This is a genomic window from Mesorhizobium sp. dw_380, assembly GCF_018588885.1.
GTDB lineage: Bacteria > Pseudomonadota > Alphaproteobacteria > Rhizobiales > Rhizobiaceae > Mesorhizobium.
In genome coordinates this window covers 196201-212004 of sequence record NZ_JAFFIW010000007.1, presented here as the reverse complement: position 1 = coordinate 212004, position 15804 = coordinate 196201, and the positions used below count along the sequence as shown (strand labels likewise).

The following is a 15804-nucleotide window of genomic DNA, read 5'->3' as shown; positions in this document are numbered from 1 at the left end:
TCCCTGACCATGACGCTATGGTCTATGTCGGCAATTGTCAACACGATTGACAATTGCCAGGCAGCTTCCTAGCTTGGCCCAGCCGCTAAGGCTCCCTTATGATCGGAGCACACAGGCGGGAGGAAGAAGAATGACTGGTAAATTGCCGTTCGAAGCATTGTCGGTGGAGACGCTTGCAACGCGCCTCAGCACGAACGAGGCGCTGTGCGCGAAGATCGGCAAGGACACCAGCGCCTGGAAGGTCCGCGAGGTCGGCGACGGCAATCTGAACCTGGTGTTCATTGTCGAGGGCGCCGGCGGTGCCGCGGTGGTCAAGCAGGCCCTGCCCTATGTCCGTCTCGTCGGCGACAGCTGGCCGCTGCCCTTGAAGCGTTCCTTCTTCGAATATCATGCGCTAACGAGGCAGGAGGCGCGCGCGCCCGGCTCGGTGCCGGCGATCTATCATTTCGACGAAGGCCAGGCGCTGATCATCATGGAATATCTGTCGCCGCACATCATCTTGCGGCGCGCATTGATCGAAGGCCGGCAGTTGCCCAACATCGCCAGGGATATCGGCCTGTTCATGGCCCGCACGCTGTTTCGTGGTTCCGACCTGTCGATGGTGACCAAGGATCGCAAGGCCGACCTGGCGCTGTTCGCCGACAATGTCGAGCTTTGTGACATCACCGAGAACCTGGTGTTCTCAGACCCCTATTTCGACGCCAAGATGAACCGCCATACGAGTCCTCAGCTCGACGCCTTGGTTGCCGAACTGCGCGCCGATCGCGACCTCAAGGTCGAGGCGCAACGGCTGAAGCACATCTTCGCCGCCAATGCCGAAACGCTGCTGCATGGCGACCTGCATTCCGGCTCGATCATGGTCACCGACCAGGAAACGCGGATGATCGATCCGGAATTCGCCTTCTATGGTCCGATGGCCTTCGATGTCGGCATGCTGCTTGCCAATTTCTGGATGTCGTTCTTCTCGCAGCGCGGCCAGGAGCAAAAGGGCAAGCGCGATGCCATGCGCGCCTATCTGCTCGGGGTGACGGCCGAGACCTGGGCCGTTTTCCGCGCCGAGTTCTCGCATCTTTGGCGCACCGAGCGCACCGGCATGCTCTATCAAAAAAGCCTTTTCGAGGATCAAGGCGACATGCTTGCCGCCGAGCAGGCGCTCGATCATGTGCTGCACCAGATCTGGACCGACCTGCTCGGGTTTGCCGGCATCGAGGTGCACAGGCGCATCCTCGGCCTCGCCCACAATGCCGATTTCGAGACCATTGCCGACGAGGATTTGCGCGCCAGTTGTGAGGCAAAGGCGCTGAAATTCGGCCGTCACATCGCCGTCAACCGGCGCCGGATCCACAGCATCGACGAGGTCAACACTCTGGCCACGCTGATCGAACAGGAGAACAGAATTTGAACGTCGGCGACCGCCATTACCGCACCATCTGGCTGAGCGACGACGGGCGTTCGGTTGAGATCATCGATCAGCGCTGGCTGCCGCATGAATTCCGCATCGAGAGGGTCCGCACCGTTTCCGGCATCGCCACCGCCATCCGCGACATGTGGGTGCGCGGCGCCCCGCTGATCGGCGTCACCGCAGCCTATGGCGTCGCCATGCAGATGGCGGATGACCCGTCCGATACAGCACTCGATGCCGTCTGGGAAACGCTGCATGAGACGCGGCCGACCGCGATCAATTTGCGTTGGGCGCTCGACGAGATGCGACGCTTCCTCAAGCCGCTCGCACCGAAAGAACGCGCCGAGGCCGCCTATCGGCGCGCCAGCGAGATCGCCGACGAGGATGTCGGCCTCAATCGCGCCATCGGCGAGAACGGTCTTGCCATCATCAAGGCGATCGCCGCCAGCAAGCAGCCGGGCGAGACGGTCAACATCCTCACCCACTGCAATGCCGGCTGGCTGGCGACCGTCGACTATGGCACCGCCACAGCACCGATCTACCTTGCAACCGAGGCCGGCATTCCGGTCCACGTCTATGTCGACGAGACGCGGCCGCGCAACCAGGGCGCCCAGCTGACCGCCTGGGAGATGGCCGGGCACGGCGTGCCGCATACGCTGATCGTTGACAATGCCGGCGGCCATCTGATGCAGCGCGGCGCAATCGACATGGTCATCGTCGGCACCGACCGCACCACCGCCGACGGCGATGTCTGCAACAAGATCGGCACCTATCTCAAGGCACTCGCCGCCGCCGACAATGACGTGCCGTTCTATGTCGCGCTGCCGTCGCCGACCATCGACTGGACGGCGCATGACGGCCTCCAAGAAATACCGATCGAGCAGCGCTCGGCCGACGAGGTCTCGCTGGTCTGGGGCAAGACCGCCGGTGGCGAGATCGCCCAGGTGCGCATCTCGCCGGAGACGACGCCCGCGGCGAACCCGGCTTTCGACGTGACGCCGGCGCGGCTGGTCACCGGCTTGATCACCGAACGCGGCGTCGCCAAGGCCTCGCGCGAGGCCCTGAAGGCAATGTTCCCCGAGCGGGGATAGCGTTCGACCGGCCTTGCTGCCGGCGTCGCCGGAACCAGAATTCCTTTGCGCTGGCATCCCCTTCGGGGGTCGTTGAACCTTGCGGCCTGCAAACGCTCACACGCGCCTCGCGAGCCGGCGTCCACCCAGTCTCCCGACATAAAAACGCCCTGAGCGCGGGAAGCTCCCTTCCCGCTCAACACAGGGTTGCTTGCGCATTTGGTATGCTGGTATAATATGTACCTGGTATGGTGTCCTTCATGGCGCCGTGGTCTAGTGGCAAAGCCGGACCGGCAGGGTTCGGCCCATCGTGTTCTGGGAGGAACCATCATGAGGTTTGTGACTGTGTCGGCGCTTGCCAGCGCCGTGCTGATGAGTGTTGCGGTGCTGCCGGCGGCAGCGTCTGCGGACGCACCGGTGATCGCGCTCGCCAATGCCTATTACGGCAACACCTGGCGGCATCAGATGGTGGAGGCTTTCGAGGCGTCGGCCAAGGAAGCAAAGGCCGCGGGACAGATTTCCGACTACATCGTCATGAACGGCGATGGATCGGTGGCGCAGCAGAACAGCCAGATCGCCGAACTGATCCTCAAGAAGGTCGACGTGCTCGCGGTCGACGCTGCCTCGGAAACCGCGGTCAACGGCATCATCGAGAAAGCCTGCAAGGCCGGCATCATCGTCATTTCGTTCGATTCGGTCGCGTCGGCGCCTTGCAACTACCAGCTCAACTTCGACTTCAAGGGCTACAAGGCGGCACAGGCCGAGGCCGTCTTCAAGATGCTCGGCGGCAAGGGCAACGTCATCCAGGTGCGCGGCGTCAAGGGCTCGGCCCCGGACAATGACATGTTCAACGCCCAGCAGTCGGTGCTGGCGAAATATCCCGACATCAAGGTTGTCGCCACCGTCTATGGCCAGGCGACCGCCTCGGTCGCGCAGGCGGCCATCGCCAATGTCCTGCCCTCGCTGCCGCATGTCGATGCGGTGCTCGGCCAGGGCGGCAGCGACGACGTCGGTATCGCCCAGGCCTTCGTCCAGTATGGCGGCGACTATGCCGGCAAGATGCCGGTCATCGAAGGCGGCGGCGGCACCGATTTCGTCAAATGGTGGGCCGACGAGAATGCCAAGAACGGCTATCAGACGGTCTCGATGAACACGACGCCCGGCATCGGCGGCGCCGCGTTCTGGCTCGGCCTGTCCCTGCTCAAGGGCGCCAAGGCGCCCAAGATGATGATCATGCCTGTGGCGACCGTCGATGCCAGCAACCTCAAGGAATACGCCAAGCTGCCGGGTGGCCAGATCATCAGCCCCAGCTATTCGTTGGACTGGGTCAAGCAGAACCTGCTGAGCAAGTAACGCGACCAGCACGATGGATCGGACGCCGAATGGCGCCCGATCCTTGGCCGTGAAGAAACGGAGGACGAATGTCCCATCTTGCCGTTGCCGAGAAAGGTGCAGCCGCCACCGCGCCCGCCGCGTCGATCCGGCAGGAAATCGTCTCGCTTTCACAGATCACCAAGAGTTTCGGGCCGACGCTGGCGAATGCCGAGATCGACCTCGCAATTTCGGCCGGCGAGATCATCGGCCTCGTTGGCGGCAACGGCGCCGGCAAGTCGACGCTGATGCGCATTCTCTGCGGCACCATGTGGCCGACGCTGGGCTCGATCTCGTTCGCCGGCCAGGCGCTGAGCTTCGCCGGCTATGACACTGCGGAAGCGCAACGGCGCGGGATCCGCATGGTGCATCAGGAATTGTCGCTGTGCGCCAACCTTTCCGTCGCCGAAAACTTCTTTCTGGAGACGCCGCAAGACGCGGCAAGCCGGCCGGGCTGGCGGAAGCTTTACAGAGGCCGCGCGCGCTTGGCATTGGACGCCGTCTTTCCCGGCAACGAGATCGATGTGGATGCCGATGTCGGCCAGCTCTCCATCGCCGAACGGCAGATGGTGGAGATCGCGCGCGCCGCGGCGACACCCGGCGTCAGGCTCATCGTTCTCGACGAACCGACCTCCTCGCTCGATCTCGATCGTTCCAGGCAGTTGCGGGCTTTCATCCGCGAACGGGCCAAGGCCGGCCTGGCCTTCATCTTCATCAGCCACAAGCTGCAGGAAATCATCGACATCGCCGCGCAGGTGGTCGTGCTGCGCAACGGACGCACTGCCTGGCGCGGCGACGTGGCGGATACGTCGATCGGCAAGCTGGTTGAGCTGATGGGCGGCGACGCCAACTCGATCCATCAGCATGGAACCGCGGTCGCCAGCACTGGGGGCGCGCTGGTGCGGCTGTCCGGGACGCTGACCTCCCAACTGGGCAGCGACATCGAAATCGCGCGCGGTGAGATCGTCGGACTGGCGGGGCTCGAGGGCAGCGGCCAGAAAGATCTACTGCATGCCATCTTCAAGCCCAGCCCCGCAAAGGATGCCGCCGTCAGCAGGACCGGCGAAGCCGGCTTCATTGCCGGCGACCGGCAGAAGGAAGGCGTGTTCCCGTTGTGGAGCGTGCTGGGAAACATCTCCATCGGCAGCCTCGCGCGCCGCCCGGCGCTGGGCCTGGTCTCGGATCGGCTCAACCGTGAGGCCGCGGCCGACGCCGCCGGCCGGCTGCGGCTCGACGAAAACCGCTTCGGGTCCAACATATTGGAGCTGAGCGGCGGCAACCAGCAGAAGGCGCTGGTCGCCCGGGCGCTCGTCGCCGATACGCCGATCATCCTGCTCGATGATCCGACGCGCGGCGTCGACATCGCCACAAAGCAGGATTTCTACCGGCTCTGCAACGACACCGCGCGCAGCGGACGAACACTTGTCTGGCACACGACCGAGGACGCCGAGCTGTTGGCCTGCGACCGCGTGCTGGTCTTTTCCGGCGGGCGGATCGTCAAGGAACTCACCGGCGCTGCGATCACCGAAGCGGCGATCGTCGGAGCGTCCTTCGCCCAGCAAGCCGACAAGCGCAGGGACGCCGCGCATGACAAGGCTGGCGCGGCCGGGCTTGGCCGCAGGCTGGTGAACGCGGCCCCCTTCATCGGCCTCGCCGCCGTGCTGGCGGTGATGATCTCGGCCAATCCGGCGGTCGCCTCGATCTTCGGGCTAGACCTGCTTTTGATGCCGGCGCTGTCGCTGGTGCTGGTGGCGGCGGCGCAGATGTTCGTCGTCGGCGGCAGCGAAATCGATCTCGGCGTCGGCGCCTTCGCCGGCCTCATCAGCGTTCTCAGCGCCACGCTGCTCTACGATCAGCCATGGCTCGGCGCGCTGGCGCTGGCAGCGGCGGTCGCCGCCTATGCCGGTCTCGGCGGGTTGATCCAGGCACGAAAGATCCCGGCCATCGTGGTCACGCTCGGCGCCTCCTTCGTCTGGGTGGGGCTGGGCTATGCACTGCAGCCGACGCCGGGCGGCGCCAGCCCGGAATGGCTGACGGCGCTGTTCGGCTGGTCGGTCGGCTTTCTGCCCACGTCCATCATCCTCATCGCCGCGGTCGCCCTGGCGGTGTTGGCGATCGACCGGCTGCCGCTCGGCGTCGTGCTGCGCGGCTTCGGCAACAACCCGACGGCGATGGTCCGCTCGGGCTGGTCGCCGACACGCTATGCGCTGGTGCGTTATCTCATCGCCGGGTTGTTCGCCGCGGCCGCGGGGCTGTCGCTGACGGCGATCAACACGGCAAGCGACATCAATTCCGGCAATTCCTTCACGCTGCTCAGCGTCGCCGCCGTGGTGATGGGCGGCTGCTCGCTGCTCGGCGGCATCGTCTCGCCGGTCGGCGCCATTGCCGGCGCGGTGACGCTGTCGCTGATCGGCGCGTTGCTCGGCACGCTCAATGTGAGCAGCGACTTCAATGCCGCCACGCAAGGGCTGATCCTCATCGCCCTCTTGACGCTGCGCGGCCTGACCGCGGGCCGCGGGAGCGAACAATGAACGCGCTGTCCGCCTTCACCTTGTGGACCCAGAAAAACCGCTGGATCTGGGCGGCGATCGGCGTGCTCCTGCTCTGGCTTGTGCTCTCCGTGGTCACCAACCGGTTCAGCCTCTCCAGCCTGTCGGGCATCATGCTGTCGGCCTCGTTCCTGACCGTCGTCGGCATCGGCCAGATGTTCGTCGTCACCACCGGACGCGGCAACATCGACCTTTCCGTCGCCTCGGTGATCACGCTCAGCGCCTTCGTCGCGCTGCTGACCATCAAGGGCCAGGACGCCAACCTTGCCATTGGCGTCGTGGCTGCCATCCTGCTTGGCCTCGCTGTCGGGCTGCTCAATTCGCTGCTCGTCGTCGGCCTTGGCATTCCAGCGATCATCGCCACGCTCGCGACCGGCTATGTGCTGGCGACCGCGACGCTGCTGTCGAACAAGGCAATCCCTGGCTTTGCCGTCAGCCCGGCGCTGAAAGGCCTGGCAACGGGCCGCATCTCGGGTGTTCCGATCATGGCAATCATCGCCATCCTCGGTGTGGCGGCGACATCGTTCGTGCTGCGCTACACCGTGTTCGGGCAGCTTCTGTCGGCGGTCGGCCAGAACCGCACTGCCGCCCGGCTCGCCGCCATCAAGAACGGCCGGGTGATCGCGGCGGCCTTCATCATCTCGTCGGTGCTCGCCTCGCTCGACGGCCTGCTGCTCGGCGCCTATATCGGCGGCGCTTTCCTCGAAATGGGCCAGCCCTATCTGTTGCAGTCAATCGCCGCGGTGGTGCTCGGCGGCACGCTGATCTTCGGCGGTTCGGCGACCGCGCTCGGCACCCTGTTCGCCAGCATCCTGCTCATCCTCATCGTCACCACCATGCAGATCATCGGGCTGCCTCCCGGCGCCCAGGACATCGTCCAGGGCATCGTCGTCATCTTCGTCTTGGCGCTGGCGGGCCGGCAGGCGTTGGCGCGGCGCGCCTCCGTCGATCTCACGGACGCCGCAGCGGCAAAGACGGAGCCAGGTGCTGCCGCGCCCCTGCCGAAGTGACGAACACAGAATCCACGATTGCTCTTGCCAAACCATGGTAGAGTGATCATACCAGTATATGAGTTGACGATCGCGCGACGCTCGTCTGTTTGATCAAGGAGCAAGGGCCAGATGACAACGATTGCACTGTTCGGTGCGGGCGGGAAAATGGGCTACCGCCTGTCGACCAATTTTCGCGGTTCTCCCTACAAGATCCGCCATGTCGAGATCAGCGAGGCCGGCAAGGATCGGCTGAAAACCGGGCTAGGCATCGACACGGTCAGCGTCGATGAGGCGCTCGAGGGCGCTGAGGCCGTGATCCTCGCGGTGCCGGACACCCACATCGGCAAGGTCGCCGCCGGCATCGAGAGCAAGCTTGCACCGGGCACGATGGTGATCGTGCTCGATGCGGCTGCCCCCTTCGCCGGGCACCTGCCTGATCGTCCCGACCTTACCTATTTCGTGACCCATCCCTGCCATCCGCCGATCTTCAACGACGAGACCGACATGGCCGCCAAGAAGGACTTTTTCGGCGGTGTGAAAGCCAAGCAGCATTTCGTCAGCGCCCTGATGCAGGGGCCGGAGGCGGACTATGCCAAGGGCGAGAAGATCGCCCAGATCATCTGGGCGCCGGTGATGCGCTCGCACCGCGTCACGGTCGAACATATGGCGTTGCTGGAGCCGGGTCTTTCGGAGACGGTGTGCGCTTCGCTGCTCGTCGTCATGAAGGAAGCCCTCGACGAGGTCGTGGCGCGTGGCGTAGACCGGCAGGCCGCGCTCGATTTCCTGCTCGGCCACATGAATGTGCTCGGCGCCGTCATCTTCGGCGAGACCAAGGGCGTGTTCTCCGACGCCTGCAACAAGGCGATCGAATTCGGCAAGCCGGTGCTGATGCGCGACGACTGGAAGCGTGTCTTCGAACCGCAAGAGATCGCCGCCAGCATCCAGCGCATTACCTGAGGAGGTCGCCCATTTCCCTTCTCCTACAGAGGGAGAAGGAAACCGGGCCACCTCTCAGATACAGATCATCTGAATTAGTGATTGACTCATCATACCAGTTGGCTAAGCTGATGCCGCGCTCCGATTGATGCCGGGACGAGCGGAGGATGGCGGGAACGGGAGCGAAAATCGGCTCGGTTGGAAAGTCGGCAAACGGCTTTGCCTGACCGAGCGTGTGCTGCCTCGCACTGCCTGACGAATTCAAATGAAACAATGGCCTCGATCGATCGAGGCACGGTTTTTCAACGGGAGGACTTCATGACACTGACACGCAGAATGACGCTTGCGGCTTTCGCCGGCGTATTGGCACTTGGCACGGCGGCGCCGGCCTTCGCGGCCGACCTGATCGCCATCATCACCCCATCGCACGACAATCCGTTCTTCAAGGCGGAGGCCGTCGGCGCCGAGGCAAAAGCCAAGGAGCTTGGCTACGAGGCGCTGGTGCTGGTCCATGACGACGACGCCAACAAGCAATCCGAACTGATCGACACCGCAATCGGCCGCGGCGCCAAAGCGATCATCCTCGACAATGCCGGCGCCGACGCCACCGTTGCCGCCGTGCAGAAGGCCAAGGACGCCGGCATTCCCTCTTTCCTGATCGACCGCGAGATCAACGCCACCGGCGTCGCCGTGGCGCAGATCGTCTCCAACAACTACCAGGGCGCCCAACTCGGCGCGCAGGAGTTCGTCAAGCTGATGGGCGAGAAGGGCAATTTCGTCGAGCTGGTCGGCAAGGAATCCGACACCAATGCCGGCATCCGTTCCAAGGGCTATCATGATGTCATCGACGACTATCCGGACCTGAAGATGGTCGCGCAGCAGTCGGCCAACTGGAGCCAGACCGAGGCCTATTCCAAGATGGAATCGATCCTGCAGGCCAATCCCGACATCAAGGGCGTGATCTCCGGCAACGACACGATGGCGATGGGTGCCTATGCGGCGCTGGCCGCCGCGAACCGCAAGGATGTCATCGTCGTCGGCTTCGACGGCTCGAACGACGTGCGCGACTCCATCACCTCCAGCGGCATCAAGGCCACCGTGCTGCAGCCGGCCTATGCCCAGGCGCAGATGGCGGTCGAGCAGGCCAACGACTTCATCAAAAACAAGAAGTCGCCCGAGAAGGAAAAGCAGCTGATGGACTGCGTGCTCGTCAATGGCGACAACGCCAAGAAGCTGGAAACCTTCGCACTGAAGAACTGAGCCGGCGCAATGCAATCAGCGAGGGGCGAACCCAGGGTTCGTCCCTCGCCTCCATTTCACTGGGATGCTCGACCGCGATGCCGAAGAAGTTGACCTGGCTGACTCTTGTCGCGCTCGCCGGCCTTGGCCTCGGCGCTTGCAAGATCCTGCCGACGCCCTCGGCGCAAAGCGAGGGCAGTGCGCCGGCTTTCAATCCCGACAAGATGGTCGAGGACATCTGGGCTGCGAAGGTCATTCCGTACCTGCGGCAGAAGGCCGGGCCGTTCGCCGAGGTGCACGCACTGGCGAAGACCGATCCCGCGGCGGCCGGCGCCAAATACGGCAATCCCAAGAAGCAGGCGAATTCGCCATGGACCTTCGCGGTTCGCGTCGAGGGCAAGATCGTCGCCGCCAACACGCAGTCGCGCGCGGCCACGATGGATATCGACGTCGATGGTGACGGCAAGGCGGATGCGCGCGTCCAGGTCGGGCCGGCGATGCGCGGAACGGCGCTGCGCGACAGCCTCGACTTCGTCCAGTTCAACGATTTCACCAACCAGATCGACTTCGCCCAGTTCGGCAAGGCCTTCAACGCCTATGCCGACAAGACCGTGCTGTCCAAGCTGCCGCGCGAGGCGCTGGAGGGTCGCAGCGCCAAGGTGCTCGGCGCCTACACGATCGAAGGCGGCCAGGACCTGCCGCTGGTGACCCCGGCGGAGGCCGAGATCGGGCCGAAGCCATGAGCGCGGCAGCCGGTCACGACGTCATCCTGAAGCTGGAAGACGTCTCGAAAGTCTATGCCGGCACCGTCGCGGTCAAGCAGGCCAATTTCGAGGTGCGCAAGAGCGCGGTCAATGTGCTGGTCGGCGAAAACGGCGCCGGCAAATCGACGCTGATGAAGATCATCGCCGGTGTCGAGCAGCCGACGGCCGGGCGCATCCTCCTCGACGGTAACGAGGTCTCGTTCTCGTCTTCCGGTGACGCGGTCAACCGTGGCATCGGCATGGTGTTCCAGGAGCTGAACCTGTTCGGCAACATGACCGTCGCCGAGAACATTTTCGCCACGCGCGAGCTCACCAACCGGTTTCGCAAGATCGACCGCAAGGAGCAGGAGCGGCGGGCAGGTGAATTCCTCGATCGGCTCGAAGCCGGTATCCGGCCGGACATGCTGGTCGAGGATCTGCGCATCGGCCAGCAGCAGCTGGTCGAGATCGCCAAGGCGGTCTCGCTCGACGCGCGCATCCTGATCATGGACGAGCCGACCTCGGCGCTGAGTGCCGCCGAAGTCGAGATCCTGTTCAAGGTTATCGCCGACCTAAAGGCGTGCGGCGTGGCCATCGTCTACATCTCGCACCGGCTCGAGGAGCTGATCCGCATCGGCGACTACATCACCGTGCTGCGCGATGGCCGCATCACCGGCCAGGAAGAGATGAGACACGTCGATACGCAGTGGATCGTGCGGCAGATGATCGGCTCGGACGCCAAGGATTTCGCCAAGGCCGACGGCCATGTGCCAGGCGAAGAGATCTTCCGTGCCGAGGAGATTTGCCTGCCGCGCGTGACCGGCGGACTGGCGGTCGACCACGTCTCGCTGTCGCTGCGCGCCGGCGAGATCCTCGGCATCTACGGACTTATGGGCGCCGGGCGCAGCGAGCTGTTCGACTGCATCATGGGCCGCCACGGCCATGCCAGCGGCAAGATCTTCATCGACGGAAAACAAATCAGGGAACGCGACACGACGCGGCGCATCCGGCGGGGCCTGGCGCTGATCCCGGAAGACCGCCAGCGCGAGGGCCTGGTGTCGATCCTCTCGGTTGCCAGTAACCTGACGCTGGCGAGCCTGTCGCGCTTCGTGCGCCTGTTCCACATCCGCGGCAGCGCCGAGCGGCAGGCCGTGATGCAGATGGTGCGGGAACTCGCGATCAAGGTCGCCGATCCGGCACAGGAAGTCTCGTCGCTTTCCGGCGGCAACCAGCAGAAGGTGGTGATCGGCAAGGCGCTGCTCACCGGACCCAAGGTGCTTCTCATGGATGAACCGAGCCGCGGCATCGATGTCGGTGCGAAGGCCGATGTCTTTCGCACCATGCGCAAGCTGTCACGCGATGGGCTGGGCATCCTCTTCGCCACGTCCGACCTCGACGAGGTGATGGCGCTGTCCGACCGGATCGCGGTGATGAGCAATGGCAAACTGACCGGCATGTTCGACCGTGCCGAGGCGACCGACGCAGCGATCATCGCAGCGTCGGCGCTCGGCCACGGACCTGCCCCCGCACATCTTGCCCGGCATATGGAAAGCAACGCTGATGACTGACATTCCGGCCAGGGCGGCTCCCTCTTCGGCTTCCAGCGGTTCCGCGCTGCTGACGCTGATGAAGCTCAGGACCTTCATCGCGCTGATTGCCGTGCTGGTGTTCTTCTCCATCGCGGCGCCGAATTTCCTGTCGGCCGCCAATTTGATCCTGATGGCCAAGCATGTGGCGCTCAACGCCTTCCTCGCCATGGGCATGACCTTCGTCATCATCACCGGCGGCATCGACCTTTCGGTCGGTTCGATCGTCGGCCTGTGCGGCATGGTCGCCGGCTATCTCGTGCTCAACGGCATCGACCTGCAGATCGGCTACACCATCTATTTCAATGTCTTCGAGATCGCGTTGATCACGCTGGTGGTGGGCATACTGATCGGCGCCGTCAACGGATTGCTGATCACCAAATTAAACGTCGCGCCCTTCATCGCCACACTGGGCGTGCTCTATGTGGCGCGCGGCCTGGCGCTGCTGTCGTCGGACGGGCGCACCTTCCCCAACCTTGTCGGCAGACCGGAACTCGGCACCACCGGCTTCGGCTTCCTCGGCGCCGGACGGCTCGTCGGCCTGCCGGTGTCGATCTGGATCCTGGTCGTGGTGGCGCTGGGAGCGGCCTACCTCGCCAGATACACGCCGCTCGGCCGCCATATCTTCGCGGTCGGCGGCAATGAGCGCGCGGCGCGCATCTCGGGCGTGCGCGTCAACATGATCAAAATGTTCGTCTACATGTTCTCCGGCTTCTGCGCGGCGATCGTCGGCCTGATCATCTCGTCGGAGCTGATGGCCTCGCATCCGGCGACGGGCGAGAGCTTCGAATTGAATGCCATTGCAGCGGCGGTGCTTGGCGGCACGTCGATGTCGGGCGGGCGGGGTACGATTGGCGGCACCATCGTCGGCGCCTTCGTCATCGGCATCCTATCGGACGGGCTGGTGATGATGGGCGTGAGTTCCTTCTGGCAGATGGTGATCAAGGGCCTCGTCATCATCGTCGCCGTCGTCGTCGACCAGGCGCAGCGCCGGCTCCAGCAGCGTGTCACGCTGATGCAGATGGCAAAGGCGGGCTGACCATGGTGAGCTTAAGAGGAGCGCTGATCGGCTGCGGCTTCTTCGCCGTCAACCAGATGCACGCCTGGCGCGACATCGAAGACGCCTCGATCGTCGCCATTTGCGACCGCGATCCGGAGCGGCTCAGGATCGTCGGCGACCAGTTCGGTATTTCCAAGCGCTACACCGATACGGCTGAGATGTTTGCGAGCGAGACGCTGGATTTCGTCGACATCGCCACCACCGTGAGCAGTCACCGGCCGCTGGTGGAGATGGCGGCCGCCCACCGCATTCCGGTGATCTGCCAAAAACCGTTCGCGCCGACGCTCGCCGACGCCAAGGCGATGGTCGTGGCCTGCGCCAAGGCCGGCGTGCCGCTGATGGTGCATGAAAATTTCCGCTGGCAGTCACCGATCCAGGCGGTGCGCGCCGTGCTCGACAGTGGCGAGATCGGCACGCCCTTCTTCGGACGCATCTCCTTCCGTTCCGCCTACGACGTGTTTTCCGGCCAGCCTTATCTGGCGACCGGAAAACGCTTCATCATCGAGGATCTCGGCATCCACATCCTCGACATCGCCCGTTTTCTGCTGGGCGACGTCGCGACCCTCACCGCCCGCACGGCGCGCATCAATCCCGCCATCGCCGGCGAGGATGTCGCGACGATGCTGATGGATCACGGGAGCGGCGCCACCTCCGTCGTCGATTGCAGCTACGCGACCCGGCTTGCCGTCGAACCATTCCCCGAAACGCTGATCGAGATCGACGGCAGTGACGGCACGATCCGGCTGGCGCAGGGCTACCAGCTCACCGTCACCGGCAAGAGCGGCACAACGGTCAAGGACATCTCGCCGCCGCTTCTGCCCTGGGCATCGCGGCCATGGCACAACATCCAGGAAAGCGTGCTGGCAATCCAGCGGCACTGGGTCGACTGCCTTGCATCAGGCAAGGAGCCGGCAACCTCGGGGGCCGACAATCTCAAGACGTTCGCGCTGGTCGAGGCGGCCTATTCCGGTGCAGCGAGCCGGGAACCGGTGCGGATCGACGACCTTCTGAAATGACTGTGGATCGCTTTCTTCTCTGCGGCACACGCGTGGCGGAAGCCAAACCGGTCCGGCTCAGCGCCGGCCCTCTCAGCGCCGATTTCGTCAACGGCAATCTGCGCACCATCCGCCATGGCGGCACCGAGGTGCTGCGCGCCATCGCCTATGTCGTGCGCGACCGCGACTGGGGCACCTATGAGCCGACGTTGACGGACCTGACCATCGACCAGGGTGCCGATGCTTTCTCTGTCAGTTACACGGCAAGCTGCACCGGACCGGACGAAAGCCGGCTCGTCTTCCGCGCCACCATCAAGGGGTGGGCGGACGGACGGCTGGTATTCGAAGTCAGCGCGCTGCCCGAAAGCGATTTCGAGACCAACCGCTGCGGCTTCTGCATCCTGCATCCGATCGCCGGCCTCGCCGGCAGCCCGGTGACGGTCGAGCATACCGACGGCAGCGTCGTGGACACCGAGCTGCCCGATCTGATCGACCCCTGGCAGCCTTTCAAGGATTTGCGCGCCATCACGCACGAGATACGGCCCGATGTCGCCGCCGAATGCCGGATGGAAGGCGACATTTTCGAAATGGAGGACCAGCGCAATTGGTCCGACGCTTCCTACAAGACCTATGTGCGGCCGCTGGCGCTGCCATGGCCCTATGTGTTGCCGGCCGGCGAACCGGTGCGCCAGACGGTCACCCTGCGCATCGCGGGCGACACCAGACCTTCGATCTCAGCCGCGGCCAACGAACCCGTCCGCATCCAGCTCGGCGAGGCTGGAACAAGACTGCCCGACATCGGCGTCGTGATCTACCCCAGCGATGTGGAGACAGCGCTCGCGAACTTGCCAATGTTGTCGAGGTTCGGCCCGCAGCAGATCCTCCTCCATTACGATCCGACACGTGGCCATGGGCTGGAGGCCTTGCGCGCCCATGCCCGGCTCGCCGCCGCCTGCCCTGCCGCAACAACGCTCGAATGCGTGGTGGCCTGCACCGGCGACCTCGATGCCGAACTCAGCGATGTCGCCGACATGGTGCGCCGGGCAGGCCTGCGGCTCGACGCCATCGCGGTGTCGCCTTCGGTCGACCGGCAGTCGACGCCGCCGGGCAGCGCCTGGCCGGCGTGCCCGCCACTGGAGGATGTCTATGCCGCGGCGCGCCGTGCCTTTCCCGATCTCCGTCTCGGCGGCGGCATGTTCAGCTATTTCACCGAACTCAACCGCAAGCGCGCTCCGGCCGGGCTGCTCGATTTCGTCACCCATTGCACCTGTCCGATCGTGCATGCAGCCGACGATCTCAGCGTCATGCAGTCACTGGAGGCACTGCCATTCATCACCCGGTCGGCGCGGGCGATCTTCGGCGATAAGCCCTACCGGATCGGGCCTTCGACCATTGCCATGCGGCAGAACCCCTATGGCGGCGCGACCAAGGACAATCCGCAGGGACAGCGCATCGCCATGGCCAATCGCGATCCGCGCCATGCCGGGCAATTCGCCGCCGCATGGACGATCGGCTATGCCGCGCGCGTCGCTGCGGCCGGGCTGGAGATGCTGACGCTGTCCAGCTTCACCGGGCCGTTCGGCGTGCTGGCGGCACCCGGTGAACCAACCACGGAAGGATCACCGCGGCCGATCTTCCAGGCCATCAATGCGCTCTGCGAATTGGCTGGTCTTGCGCATGTTGCCGCTGAAACAAGCGACGAGACGCGGGTTCTGGCGCTGGCCGGCAGGTCCGCTTCTGGGGCGACCCTCGTGTGGCTGGCGAACCTGACGGCGCACGAAGTGCCGGTCGACGCCTCCGAGCTTGGTCAGGGCCATCTCGTCATGTCGCCTTACGCGATTGCCAAGATCAGTTAGGCAAG

General features: G+C 64.5%; 12 protein-coding genes. All 12 read left to right on the top strand.

Features of this window, described 5'->3' with window-relative positions; translation table 11 throughout:
* Positions 1-130: 130 nt before the first annotated feature.
* The 12 genes from mtnK (at position 131) to apnL (ending at position 15799) form a co-directional block, all read left to right on the top strand.
* The gene (mtnK, locus tag JT360_RS09990) at positions 131-1402 is read left to right on the top strand and encodes an S-methyl-5-thioribose kinase (RefSeq protein ID WP_214471356.1); all 1272 of its coding nucleotides are present in this window, start codon (positions 131-133) and stop codon (positions 1400-1402) included.
* Positions 1399-2493 carry an S-methyl-5-thioribose-1-phosphate isomerase gene (gene mtnA / locus JT360_RS09985; protein WP_214471355.1) on the top strand — a complete coding sequence of 365 codons (1095 nt, stop codon included), beginning with the start codon at positions 1399-1401 and terminating at the stop codon, positions 2491-2493. The genes mtnK and mtnA overlap by 4 nt, the downstream gene beginning before the upstream one ends.
* A gap of 309 nt (positions 2494-2802) precedes the next feature.
* Complete coding sequence (locus JT360_RS09980) at positions 2803-3825, top strand: ABC transporter substrate-binding protein (protein ID WP_214471354.1); 1023 nt, start codon at positions 2803-2805, stop codon at positions 3823-3825.
* Positions 3826-3893: 68 nt separating this feature from the next.
* A complete protein-coding gene (locus JT360_RS09975; RefSeq protein WP_214471353.1) occupies positions 3894-6374 on the top strand; it encodes an ATP-binding cassette domain-containing protein in 2481 nt (826 codons plus the stop codon).
* Positions 6371-7402 (top strand): ABC transporter permease, encoded by a 1032-nt coding sequence (locus JT360_RS09970; RefSeq protein WP_214471352.1) that lies wholly within the window; start codon positions 6371-6373, stop codon positions 7400-7402. Before JT360_RS09975 ends, JT360_RS09970 begins: the two co-directional genes overlap by 4 nt.
* Before the next feature lie 111 nt (positions 7403-7513).
* A complete protein-coding gene (locus tag JT360_RS09965; RefSeq protein WP_214471351.1) occupies positions 7514-8341 on the top strand; it encodes a phosphogluconate dehydrogenase C-terminal domain-containing protein in 828 nt (275 codons plus the stop codon).
* A 297-nt stretch (positions 8342-8638) separates the two neighbouring features.
* Positions 8639-9580: a D-ribose ABC transporter substrate-binding protein gene (locus JT360_RS09960; protein ID WP_214471350.1), complete on the top strand. Its 942-nt coding sequence runs from the start codon at positions 8639-8641 to the stop codon at positions 9578-9580.
* Positions 9581-9657: 77 nt separating this feature from the next.
* Positions 9658-10302 (top strand): DUF2291 family protein, encoded by a 645-nt coding sequence (locus tag JT360_RS09955; protein WP_214471349.1) that lies wholly within the window; start codon positions 9658-9660, stop codon positions 10300-10302.
* Positions 10299-11870: a sugar ABC transporter ATP-binding protein gene (locus JT360_RS09950; RefSeq protein WP_214471348.1), complete on the top strand. Its 1572-nt coding sequence runs from the start codon at positions 10299-10301 to the stop codon at positions 11868-11870. Before JT360_RS09955 ends, JT360_RS09950 begins: the two co-directional genes overlap by 4 nt.
* Positions 11863-12927 (top strand): ABC transporter permease, encoded by a 1065-nt coding sequence (locus JT360_RS09945; protein ID WP_214471347.1) that lies wholly within the window; start codon positions 11863-11865, stop codon positions 12925-12927. Before JT360_RS09950 ends, JT360_RS09945 begins: the two co-directional genes overlap by 8 nt.
* Positions 12928-12929: 2 nt before the next feature.
* Positions 12930-13964 (top strand): Gfo/Idh/MocA family protein, encoded by a 1035-nt coding sequence (locus tag JT360_RS09940; RefSeq protein ID WP_214471346.1) that lies wholly within the window; start codon positions 12930-12932, stop codon positions 13962-13964.
* A complete protein-coding gene (gene apnL, locus JT360_RS09935) occupies positions 13961-15799 on the top strand; it encodes a D-apionate lactonase (protein ID WP_214471345.1) in 1839 nt (612 codons plus the stop codon). Before JT360_RS09940 ends, apnL begins: the two co-directional genes overlap by 4 nt.
* The last annotated feature ends 5 nt before the right edge of the window (positions 15800-15804 follow it).